Annotated in this window: 13 protein-coding genes; 10 read left to right on the forward strand and 3 right to left on the reverse strand. The window is 37.1% G+C overall.

Annotated features, from left to right (window positions below; genetic code table 11):
• Positions 1-172 precede the first annotated feature (172 nt).
• Positions 173-829 carry a prolyl hydroxylase family protein gene (locus D1B33_RS17925; RefSeq protein WP_118877790.1) on the forward strand — a complete coding sequence of 219 codons (657 nt, stop codon included), beginning with the start codon at positions 173-175 and terminating at the stop codon, positions 827-829.
• Positions 830-1,053: 224 nt separating this feature from the next.
• Here the strand turns inward: D1B33_RS17925 and D1B33_RS17930 are convergent, their stop codons facing one another.
• Positions 1,054-1,422, reverse strand: a complete 369-nt coding sequence (locus D1B33_RS17930) for a winged helix-turn-helix transcriptional regulator (protein WP_118877777.1) — start codon at positions 1,420-1,422, stop codon at positions 1,054-1,056.
• Between the two features lie 126 nt (positions 1,423-1,548).
• Between D1B33_RS17930 and D1B33_RS17935 the strand changes: the two genes are divergently transcribed.
• The 7 genes from D1B33_RS17935 (at position 1,549) to D1B33_RS17965 (ending at position 8,181) form a co-directional block, all read left to right on the forward strand.
• Positions 1,549-2,664 carry an S-(hydroxymethyl)glutathione dehydrogenase/class III alcohol dehydrogenase gene (locus D1B33_RS17935; RefSeq protein WP_118877778.1) on the forward strand — a complete coding sequence of 372 codons (1,116 nt, stop codon included), beginning with the start codon at positions 1,549-1,551 and terminating at the stop codon, positions 2,662-2,664.
• 4 nt (positions 2,665-2,668) lie between these two features.
• Entirely contained in the window at positions 2,669-3,502 is an 834-nt protein-coding gene (gene fghA / locus D1B33_RS17940; protein WP_118877779.1) for an S-formylglutathione hydrolase, read from the forward strand.
• A 91-nt stretch (positions 3,503-3,593) separates the two neighbouring features.
• Positions 3,594-5,873, forward strand: coding sequence for a bifunctional glutamate--cysteine ligase GshA/glutathione synthetase GshB (gene gshAB, locus D1B33_RS17945; RefSeq protein WP_118877780.1), 2,280 nt, complete (start codon positions 3,594-3,596; stop codon positions 5,871-5,873).
• 91 nt (positions 5,874-5,964) lie between these two features.
• Positions 5,965-6,315 (forward strand): DUF6568 family protein, encoded by a 351-nt coding sequence (locus D1B33_RS17950; RefSeq protein WP_118877781.1) that lies wholly within the window; start codon positions 5,965-5,967, stop codon positions 6,313-6,315.
• A gap of 362 nt (positions 6,316-6,677) precedes the next feature.
• Positions 6,678-7,127: a hypothetical protein gene (locus tag D1B33_RS17955; RefSeq protein WP_118877782.1), complete on the forward strand. Its 450-nt coding sequence runs from the start codon at positions 6,678-6,680 to the stop codon at positions 7,125-7,127.
• A gap of 155 nt (positions 7,128-7,282) precedes the next feature.
• On the forward strand, positions 7,283-7,777 hold the full coding sequence (locus tag D1B33_RS17960) for a hypothetical protein (RefSeq protein ID WP_325049499.1): 495 nt from the start codon (positions 7,283-7,285) through the stop codon (positions 7,775-7,777).
• A gap of 83 nt (positions 7,778-7,860) precedes the next feature.
• A complete protein-coding gene (locus tag D1B33_RS17965; protein WP_118877783.1) occupies positions 7,861-8,181 on the forward strand; it encodes a helix-turn-helix domain-containing protein in 321 nt (106 codons plus the stop codon).
• Positions 8,182-8,289: 108 nt separating this feature from the next.
• Here the strand turns inward: D1B33_RS17965 and D1B33_RS17970 are convergent, their stop codons facing one another.
• Positions 8,290-8,421, reverse strand: a complete 132-nt coding sequence (locus D1B33_RS17970; RefSeq protein ID WP_118877784.1) for a YjcZ family sporulation protein — start codon at positions 8,419-8,421, stop codon at positions 8,290-8,292.
• 187 nt (positions 8,422-8,608) lie between these two features.
• Between D1B33_RS17970 and D1B33_RS17975 the strand changes: the two genes are divergently transcribed.
• Positions 8,609-9,031 carry a hypothetical protein gene (locus D1B33_RS17975; protein ID WP_118877785.1) on the forward strand — a complete coding sequence of 141 codons (423 nt, stop codon included), beginning with the start codon at positions 8,609-8,611 and terminating at the stop codon, positions 9,029-9,031.
• Positions 9,032-9,115: 84 nt separating this feature from the next.
• Here D1B33_RS17975 and D1B33_RS17980 read toward each other — a convergent pair whose 3' ends face one another.
• A complete protein-coding gene (locus tag D1B33_RS17980) occupies positions 9,116-9,472 on the reverse strand; it encodes a BRCT domain-containing protein (protein ID WP_118877786.1) in 357 nt (118 codons plus the stop codon).
• A gap of 828 nt (positions 9,473-10,300) precedes the next feature.
• Between D1B33_RS17980 and D1B33_RS17985 the strand changes: the two genes are divergently transcribed.
• A partial coding sequence (locus tag D1B33_RS17985; RefSeq protein ID WP_147370430.1) for a hypothetical protein occupies positions 10,301-10,730 on the forward strand: 430 nt, incomplete at its 3' end.

Genomic DNA, 10,730 nt, shown 5'->3' on the forward strand with positions numbered 1-10,730 from the left:
TTCTGGAATCAGGGAAGCGTCTTTTTCATGAAAAGGGCCAGATGATTCAACTACATTACTAAAGAAATTAAAATGTTTGATTATTAATTTTAGGTGATAAAGAAGAAGGAAATGGAAAACTGTTTGTCGAAATATGGAATTGTTTCGATAATTACAGGGAGGTTGATGAATGATGGCAATCATTTTTAATGACGTGCATGAAAAGGAATCGACTATTTTTAGCCATAATGGAAATAAGATTATAACGGAAGACAGGGAGATTGACATTCTCGCTCGATTGGAAGAACCGCTAGTCGCCGTTTTAGGCTCCGTACTGGATGATGAGGAATGCGAAGCGTTGATCGAGTTGTCAAAAGACCATCTGAAGCGTTCAAAAATCGGAAGTACGCGAGAAGTCAGCGATATCCGTACAAGCAGCGGAGCGTTTTTAACAGACATCGACAATGAAGTTCTTGCAAGGGTGGAAAAAAGGGTCTCGGAAATTATGGGAATCCCCACAGAGCATGGGGAAGGACTGCATATTTTGCATTACCAACCGGGTCAGGAGTACAAAGATCACGTCGATTATTTCGCAGAGACAAGCAAAGCGGCGAGCAATAATCGCATCTCAACTCTGGTACTGTACTTAAATGATGTGGAAGAGGGCGGCGAAACCTATTTCCCGAAACTCAATTTTACTGTTCGTCCGAAAAAGGGCATGGCCGTATACTTCGAATATTTTTATAATGAAGAACGATTAAACGAATTAACATTGCATAGGGGTGCTCCTGTTATAAAAGGAGAAAAGTGGGTAGCTACGCAATGGATGAGAAGGAAGAGAATAGGCTGAAACATTGAGGGATTAAAATTTGGTGCATCTTTGTTCGATTGCACAGGTTGTTATTTTTTATCCAATTCTTTAGCTTTTTCTATTAATCTAGAAATTGAATAAAAAATACGCAACTTGAATTGTCTTGCTAATCTATAAGAAAAAGAGCCGCAAAGCGCTTTGATATGAAAGCGCTTCACGGCTTTTTTGAATCTTTCCAGACTTTTTTGCCTTTACCTGTTAACTTAATTTTCTTTGGTTGATTCTTTATTCGCGTCTTTTTCCAGAAATTCTCTGAAATCCTCTCCCCAATTACAGATGGATGTGACAACAGGCTCCAGGAGAAGGCCGATTTCGCTTAGTTGATATTCCACTTTGGGAGGGACAACCGGATAAACAACTCTTGTAATTATTTTATCCTCTTCCAATTCCCTTAATTGTCTAATTAACATACGTTGATTGACATCCGGAAGGAATTTTTGTATTTCGCTTAATCTTAACGGTGATTGTTGAAGCAAACACCATATGATCGCTATTTTCCAGCGCCCGCCTATCACTGATAAAGCCAGGTCTTTGCTTGTGAAAAAGGTTTTTTCTTTATATTCGATTTCCATTTATTATGTTCCCTTCGTTGTTGCTAATTTGTTTATAGTGACAAAAACGTCAGTATTGTTCAATTGATTATAATATGTGAATATGGGAAATGTAAATTAGAGAATAAGAGAAAGAAGGGATTCATTTTGAAAAGTAGAGCAGCTGTGGCATTTAAGCCTGGGGAACCACTTCAAATTGTGGAAATTGATGTAGCGGAACCAAAAGCAAAAGAGGTATTAGTGAAAATACTGTATACATCCGTCTGTCATACAGATGCTTTTACGTTATCAGGTGATGACCCGGAAGGCGTATTTCCTGCAGTACTGGGCCACGAAGGTGCTGGCGTTGTCGTTGCTGTGGGGGAGGGAGTAACTTCGGTGAAACCGGGAGACCATGTGATTCCGCTGTATACGGCGGAATGTGGAGAGTGTAAATTCTGTCGTTCAGGCAAAACAAATTTATGCAGTGCCGTACGAGAAACGCAAGGTAAAGGTTTAATGCCTGATGGAACTACTCGATTCTCCTATAATGGAGAACCGATTTATCATTACATGGGAACAAGTACATTTAGTGAATATACAGTCGTTCCTGAAATCTCCTTGGCAAAAATCAACCCGGAAGCTCCGCTTGATAAAGTTTGCCTATTTGGATGCGGTGTAACGACAGGTATTGGTGCTGTGCACAATACAGCAAAAGTGGAAGAAGGGGCTGTGACAGCCGTATTTGGACTTGGAGCGATTGGATTAGCCGTTATACAAGGGTTGGTTCAAGCAAAAGCAAGCCGAATTATTGCAATCGATTTAAATGAAGATAAGTTTGAGTTAGCCAAAAAAATGGGCGCAACCGATTTTATCAATCCTTCCAAATTCGATAAACCAATCCAGGATGTCATTATTGAAATGACGGATGGGGGAGTCGATTATAGCTTCGAGTGTATCGGAAATGTTGAAGTAATGAAGGCTGCTCTTGAATGTTGCCATAAAGGCTGGGGTGAAAGCACGATTATCGGTGTAGCTGGCGCAGGAAAAGAGATTCACACACGTCCATTCCAATTGGTAACAGGTCGAGTATGGCGTGGATCAGCCTTTGGTGGAGTAAAAGGAAGAACTCAATTGCCTGGAATGGTAGAAGATTATATGAATGGCGAAATCGATTTGGATATCTATATCACACACCACTTAAACTTTACTGACATCAATGAAGCGTTTGAATTGCTTCATAAAGGAGAGTCCATCCGAACGATTTTAACATATGGAGAGTGAGGAAATGAGCCTTAAACTTATTGAAAAACATCGCTCTTTTGGCGGAGAACAATGCAAGTACAGCCACTATTCGGAAGTCTTGCAATGTGATATGACATTTAGCATCTACTTGCCATCAAACAAAGAAGGGAAAAAAATCCCTCTCATTTGGTGGTTATCTGGTCTAACTTGTACAGATGATAATTTTAGTCAAAAAAGCGGATTCCAAAGATTGGCTGAAAAATATCAAGCGGCAGTCTTTATTCCGGATACCTCGCCGCGTGGAGAACAAGTTGCTGATGATGAAGCATGGGATCTTGGACAAGGTGCGGGTTTTTATTTAAATGCCACACAAAATCCATGGGCAAAGCATTACAACATGTACACGTATATCATTGATGAATTAACAGCGATTGCGTCAACTTTAGTACCCAATTTCTCCGGAGAAGAAAGCATAATGGGCCACTCCATGGGCGGCCATGGCGCTTTGGTGATCGGCATGAAAAATCCGGCGAGATTCAAAGCGATTTCTGCTTTTTCTCCTATTTTAAGTCCGAGTCAGGTTCCATGGGGAATAAAGGCTTTCACCACTTATTTAGGGGAAGATCAAACTTCCTGGAAAGAATGGGATGCTTCAGAACTGGTCAAAGCAGCGAACGTTCCACCTGTTCTCATTATGCAGGGAACTCAAGATGATTTTTATCCGAAGCAATTGGAAGAAACACTTTTCCTGGAAAATGCGCGGAAAAATAAACAAGAAATAAATTACAAGAAGATGGAAGGTTATGATCACAGCTATTTCTTTATAGCTTCTTTCTTGGATGACCATTTTGCTTTCCATATGAAGTATTTAAGATAGTTCATTTTTTATAGAATCGAAATAAAAATAAAAATATCCACATTGCCAATGAGATGTGGATATTTTTATCTAAAAAAGGGGGATAGTGAAGATGGATTTTAAAAAAATGCTGTTCGATGACGGTGTAAAACCGTATTTGTTAAAAGCTCATTATGGAATTGAAAAAGAAAGTCAACGAGTTGACTTATCCGGAAATTTAGCTAAAACAGATCATCCAAAAAGTATTGTTATGGCAGATGATCATCCGTATATTCAGCGAGATTTTTCGGAAACTCAGATGGAATTGGTTACACCTGTTGCGGAGACGCTCCGGGAGCTGTTCAATTACCTGGCAGCGATTCATGATGTTGCTTACCGTTCCATGGATAAAAATGAAATGCTTTGGCCATTGAGTATGCCGCCACAGCTGCCGGAAAAAGAACAAGAGATTGTGATTGCGAAATTGAAAAATGCCCAAAATGTTCAATATCGCCAATCCTTGGCTAATTCTTATGGGCGGCGCAAACAAATGATTTGTGGTATTCATTTCAACTTTGAATTCGGCCCTGAGTTAATCCACGCATTATTTAACCTGCAATCGGAGATAAAAGATTACCGTCAGTTTAAAAACGAAGTCTATTTAAAAGTAACCAGAAACTATTTGCATCATCGATGGTTCATCACGTATCTTTTTGGAGCTTCCCCTAGCAGTGAAGAGAACTTCTTTGAAGAAGAATCTTTGAATAAGGCAGTCAGAAGTATTAGATGCAGTAAATATGGATATGTCAATCCTGATGATGTTCAAGTATCTTACAGCAGTCTGGAGGATTATATAGCGAGTCTTTCTTCGATGGTTCAAAAAGGAATTTTATCAGAAGAAAAAGAGTTTTATTCGCCTGTCCGCTTAAGAAGCGGGTGTCATGATTCATCAGATTTGGAAGCTAACGGTATTCTTTATATCGAATTGCGCAATATTGATTTAAATCCTTTTGAAACGTATGGAATTGGTTATGAACAAGCGGAGTTTCTCCATCTTTTCTTGATTTATCTACTATGGAAAGATGAAGGGGAAAATTGCGATGAATGGGTAAATACGGGGGACTTCTACAATAATCTTGTAGCTCTTGAGCATCCATTGGAACCCACACAATTTGAAACGGAAGCCAGGAATATAATTGATGAGATGGAACAATTAGCAGAAATAATGGATTTGCCGACTTCAAATACGTTATTTATTCATTTGCGAGAAATGCTAAATGACCCAAGCAAGACTTTGGCTGGAAGACTTTATAAAGAGAGTGAAAAAAGCAGTCAACGCGAAGTGGCTACTTCTATTGCTACAGAAAATTATCAAAAAGCATGGGAGCAGCCATATCAATTATCGGGATTTACTGACATGGAGTTGTCCACTCAGATTTTAATGTTTGATGCAATCCAGCAAGGAATCCGATTGGAAATTTTGGATCGGCAAGATCAGTTTTTGAAGCTCCAATTAAATGATCACATTGAGTATGTGAAGAATGGTAATATGACAAGCAAAGATAGCTATGTATCCACATTAATTATGGAAAATAAAACAGTAACAAAGAAGATACTTCAGCAACATGGATTCCGCGTGCCAAAAGGTGAGGAATTCCAGACAATTGAACATGCACTGCGTTCCTATGATTTATTTTCCGCCAAATCTTTTGTTGTGAAGCCTAAAACAACCAACTATGGGTTGGGAATATCGATTTTCAAAGAAGGCGCCAATTTAGAAGATTACCAAAAAGCCATCACACTGGCATTTAACGAAGACTCCTCTATTTTGATCGAAGAATTCATTAAAGGAACAGAATATCGATTTTTTGTGTTGAATGATAGGGTCTATGCTGTTTTATTGCGAATACCGGCAAATGTTGAAGGTGACGGCAAACAGACAATTGAAGAGCTGGTCATTCAAAAGAATCGTGATCCGTTAAGAGGAAGAAACCATAGAACGCCTTTGGAAAGCATGCAATTAGGCGAATTGGAGAACCTGATGCTTAAAGGTCAAAGCTATCACAAGGATTCAATTCCAGCGAAAGGTGAAATCGTCTATTTGCGTGAAAACTCCAATATAAGTACAGGTGGAGATTCGATTGACGTAACCGATCAAATTCCGGATGATTATAAAAAAATAGCAGTGGATGCGGTATCGGCCCTTGGAGTTAAAATTTGCGGAATCGATTTGATTATTGAAAATACCGAAGTTCCTGCAGCTAATCAAAACGCTTATGGAATTATTGAAGCAAACTTTAATCCATCAATGTATATGCATATTTACCCGTATAAAGGGGAATCTCGACGTTTGACTATGCATGTTTTGCATTATTTATTCCCTGAAGTCCAAAACCAGGAATCGATAAATTAGAGGGCGGAGTTCATAAAATAAGGTTCGACCTATCACTTTTTAGGGTATTTATACACCGTAAATATTCACATTAGAGAAAGGAGACGGAGTCATGACTGCATCTTATGAAGAAACTGTAGCTAGTTTTGAAAAAATTGATTCTGCAAAAGCACAGGAATTGGTGAAAGGGGAAGGCGAAGCCGTGATTTATATTGGCAAGGCTGTATGCCCGTATTGCCAAAAATTCGTCCCAAAGTTAAAGAAAGTTGCTGATGAAACCGAAACTCATATCTATTATGTCAATAGTGTGGAAGAATCTGATCTGGAAGGTATTGGAGCCTTACGCGAGGAATACGACATTCCAACGGTTCCCGGTTTCATCTATACAAAAGGCAACACCGTAAACGTGAAATGCGATTCATCGATGCCAGAGGAAGAAATCATAGATTTTATGAAACAATAAATTAATTGTAATTCACAATCGGACGCTCTTTAGAATGGAAAGAGCGTCCTTCTTCATGAACAATTTCGTGTTTTCTTTTTTCAATAATATTAAACATGCAACGGAATTTTCTCCGAAAATCTCTCCTCTAAAAAACACATCAATATATTTATCGCAAAGAGTTTGCAAAAAGGAAAATTCAACAAATTAATAATGGTGTTTGGAAATTCATTGGTGCTGCAAAAAAGGAAAGAGAATCCTTAAAGTCGAAATGGAAATGATTTAATGTGATAAAAAGAGAGGATATTTAACAAGTAATCATATATGTTTACAGGGGTAGTTACTTTAAACTGTTGATTAGATTCTCAAAAGGAGTAAAAAATATGACTCAATATATATATATTGCTTCACCAATGAAGCTGCTTCAAGGTTCATTCGGTGCAAATCCGGTCTCTTCAGAAAAACCCAATGTCTTTAACAGTGAATTAGACTTTGTACATCTTTATTTTGAAAATAATTATGATAGCAAACTTAAACAAAAAATTTCATATAGCCCCCATTTCTCATTCGTTCACCAAGTAGCAGTTTATGTTAATCATATCCCTTTTAAGTATAGATTAAAGGGAACGCCCGAAGAAGAAAAGTGCTTGAATATACTCTATTCTTATTTAGAAAAAGCCTTTCAATCCAGTGGAGTTGTAGAGTATTTCACTTCCCTCAGCGGTAAAGAAGATTTGGAAATTTTAACAACAAGAAAGGTGCATTGGAGTGAAATAAAAACGCCGTATGACCTGGTTTTAGAAGATCGAGAGTTTTGGGAAATAACATTTTAATAAATTTCTAATTCACTTTGAACAAGTGCTTACTTTTCCTGTTCAGCTTAAGGCGTTGATCAAACAAGGGATTAACGTTTTTTTGTTGAATATAATGAAACGATGGAGAGGTTCATTGAACGTTGGCGTACAAAAATGGTTAGAGGGGGATTTTTTTGAAGCTGAAAACTCTAGGACTTATTATCTCTTGTATGCTTTTTATGATGTTGGGCTGTTCTTCAAATAAAACGGAAGAAAGTAAGGTAACTTTACCTGAAGAGATGCCAAGTTTCGTTAAAGAAAGTGATTTGAAAAAGGTTGATTGGGATAAAAAAGCTGTAAGGTTCAATGGCAATATGATCGGCAATGAAAATAAATCAGGTGTGATTGGTGCTGATATGCCAAGCATCAACATCAACCAAAAGTGGATGTGGCACTTATGGGGCATTGAAAATCCAAACAATCTAACGGTCATTGCTTTTCACAGAGAAACTGGAACGGTCCATAGAATCCTAACAACAGGCTGGACGATTGAGCTTGGAGGAAAAAATAATGGAGCAGATGCACACGTACCATCAAGCGTGAACATTCCAAAAGCAGGAGAATGGGCAATATTGCTTTATATTGATGGGAAATTGTTCGATATAATCGTTTGCGAAATCAGTGAATAACATAAGTATGACCTACAGGGGCAGTAATCCAAAAAGGATTAGTGCTCTTTTTGAAATACCAGAATAAATTTAGGGGCGGAGCAATGAAAAATAACTTGATTGCATTATCGATTTGTATTTTTGCAGTCTGCTTTGTTATAGGATGTTGGTTAATTTCGGATAGTTTAAGTGGTGAGGAAAAAGATAATGATAAAGAGGTTCAACATCAGTTGATGACAAAATCAGAGGTGGCCAATTATTTAGGTATAAGTCCTGAAGAAGTTCAAAAGTTAACGGAAATACCCAATGGCGATAACAGTTTTACAAGTGAAATTCCCCATATAAAGATTGGGAAAAAGAATTATTACCCTATCAAAGCAATAGACAAATGGCTACAAAAAACAGAGCTAATTGTTGTTCCATAATAAGCTGAAAATTCCTATTCAGCGAAAAAGCGCTCAATCAGAGCGCTTTTTGTTCGGAAATGGAGAAGAATTGTGGGGGGAATCTTGTTTGCGGCGGCCAAGATTAAATTAGTACCAATTCTTCATGAAAGCAGTACCTACGATAATCAATAGGATGAACAGTACAACAATCAAAGCGAACTCATTGTTTTTGCGGTCATAAGTTCCGCCAACATTACTGTAATCATTGTTGTATCCCATAGTCTTCACCTCCTTAACACTATCTAATTTATGAGATTTTCTCCAACGGATCTGGTATAAATGTGGAGTTCCGGTAATTTTTTCGGTATTTTCCTGCTAGTAGCTTATATTAATCAGGCACATTTCTATCGTAAAGGACAGTTTAGTTTATAAAGAATGATTACATAATAAGATTGGAGGTGTTGCAATGCTTACGGTTAGGAATGCTGAAAGTTACCTTAGAAATCTAATTAGTGAAGATAGCGATGATATAAATAATGTTTGGGAAACCTTTAAAGCTTTTTGTAGAGAAACAGTTGAAGGGGAAGAAAATAAAGAAATTTTATTTCAATGTGGTGTTTACGATTATAATGGAGAGAATCTGTTTCATTTTGAATTTGTTCGCCAATTTACAATATATGAAGAAAATAATTATTCACACATTGAACAACTGCACTGCGGTTGCTTATTTGAACCAACAGATGAACTAAAAAACTTGGAGGTATCAGAATGGTCAATGGACTACGATGATCTCGAGGATTATTTTAATCATATAGAAAGTCTTCAGGAATTTAAAATACCCTTAAACTCTAAACCGATAAGAATAGAAATAGTTCAAGGAAGTATTTAATTTTTATTGCATCCATCGGGCGATTTAATGTAGACAATGTGAAAAGACTAGTTTCTCAAATGGATGCTGAGAAAACTAGTCTTTTTAACAACTCTCATTTGAAGTTGACGTTACATTATTTTTTGGCATAGATAAAACCCAAAGAAAATCATCTTCCGGCATAATTTGTATATCCACACCAAGGTTTATTAACTGCTCAGCCTTTAATTGCTTCGAACTTTTGCCGCGATGATTCTTTCCAAGAATAACAAAATCGGTCTCCTTTGTAACAGCGCCTTGCAGTATTCCCCCAAAAACTCTCACTTTTTTCGTAGCTTCTGAACGTGTCATAGTGGAAAGGGCTCCTGTAAACACGATTCTTTTATTGTAAAAGGGATGCACTAAGTGTTGGAATGGATCGGAAAAAAGAATCACTTCTGTGTTGTCTTTATTTTGGTTCATATACTTCTCCTTGATTGAATAGAGGATTTTTTATTAAATGAGATGGCAGAAAATAAAACCAGCGACTAATTGATTATACATAAGCATATTAGCAGCAAGAAAGAACTTGTTTTATATGGTCTGTAATTATGATGCCTGCAGCTGAAATCTATCTTTATTTCAAAAAACACTGTATTGCTACAATAACATTACTTACTCGTAATAGTATTTAACCAATAAAAAGACGCCAAAGTATAGTAGTCTGTTTTTTGAAAATGAGTAAGAAGACAGAACTGGCAAGACTTTCCGGGAAGTTGTTTTCTTTAATAACTGCAAGCAAGTTAACAATTGTTTGAATATAAAATCTATTAATAATCTTTATACTGTTTTAATAATTATCACCTCTCATTATTATTTGTAAAGGGAAAATGGGCGTTTTTTATCAAAAATCTATGGAGTGGAAGCATAATGGAAAACTCAAAGCAACAGTGATGAAAGCGCAATCATTTTCGAAAAATAGTTTCTATTGGGTGTTTATATAAAAATTTCACTTATTTCAAAAATACGGTAAAACGTAAGGGAAGCGTCATTTTTCTTAAACGGAGTAACATAAAACGGTAACATTACTTGTGTATATTCAAGACAGGCAGATGATGGTGCTGCCGGAAAATTAAAGTATTACCCTTAATCAGGATTTGCGCAGGCTCATAGGAGGTGGAATAGTTAATAGCGGAATCTATGAAAATCCATCCTATCAAGTAGAAAAATATACGAATTAGGAGAGATCAATTAATGAATAAGAAATCCGACCTATCAGTAGAAAAAATACGTACTAGGAGAGATCGAGTAATGAACAAAAAACAAATGGATTCCAATAAAGTAACTAAAAACTTTTCAAAGAAAGTAGCACCATTAGTGATGTCAACATCTATGGTAGCAGCAGCCTTTTTAGCAGCTGGTGCACCAACTTCTGCAGAAGAGCTTGATAAAAAGGGACTTAGTCCAGAAGTTGAACAAAAGCTTCAACAAATGGGAGTTAGTTCGAAAGCTATTGAAAAAGCGAAAAATGCGAAAAACCATGGTCAAAAAGTATCTGCCATTGCAAAAGCTACGGCAGGATCTCCTGAACACGGGCAAATCGTTAGCATGGTAGCTCAAGATACAGTAGTGCCTACAGATGATGATCTAGATGATACTAATCAAAGTGACGATAATATAGATGAAACAATTGAAGAAGTGACAGAAGAAACGGACGCACCGGCTGAAGAAGATGCAGAAA

This window comes from Ureibacillus yapensis, from assembly GCF_003515775.1.
Classification (GTDB): Bacteria; Bacillota; Bacilli; order Bacillales_A; family Planococcaceae; genus Ureibacillus; species Ureibacillus yapensis.

Bases quoted from the DNA above. Each gene is read 5' to 3' on its own strand.
- D1B33_RS17925 (WP_118877790.1), top strand. From the start codon at position 173: ATGGCAATCATTTTTAATGACGTGCATGAAAAGGAATCGACTATTTTT.
- D1B33_RS17930 (WP_118877777.1), bottom strand. From the start codon at position 1,422: ATGGAAATCGAATATAAAGAAAAAACCTTTTTCACAAGCAAAGACCTG.
- fghA (WP_118877779.1), top strand. From the start codon at position 2,669: ATGAGCCTTAAACTTATTGAAAAACATCGCTCTTTTGGCGGAGAACAA.
- gshAB (WP_118877780.1), top strand. From the start codon at position 3,594: ATGGATTTTAAAAAAATGCTGTTCGATGACGGTGTAAAACCGTATTTG.
- D1B33_RS17950 (WP_118877781.1), top strand. From the start codon at position 5,965: ATGACTGCATCTTATGAAGAAACTGTAGCTAGTTTTGAAAAAATTGAT.
- D1B33_RS17955 (WP_118877782.1), top strand. From the start codon at position 6,678: ATGACTCAATATATATATATTGCTTCACCAATGAAGCTGCTTCAAGGT.
- D1B33_RS17965 (WP_118877783.1), top strand. From the start codon at position 7,861: ATGAAAAATAACTTGATTGCATTATCGATTTGTATTTTTGCAGTCTGC.
- D1B33_RS17970 (WP_118877784.1), bottom strand. From the start codon at position 8,421: ATGGGATACAACAATGATTACAGTAATGTTGGCGGAACTTATGACCGC.
- D1B33_RS17975 (WP_118877785.1), top strand. From the start codon at position 8,609: ATGCTTACGGTTAGGAATGCTGAAAGTTACCTTAGAAATCTAATTAGT.
- D1B33_RS17980 (WP_118877786.1), bottom strand. From the start codon at position 9,472: ATGAACCAAAATAAAGACAACACAGAAGTGATTCTTTTTTCCGATCCA.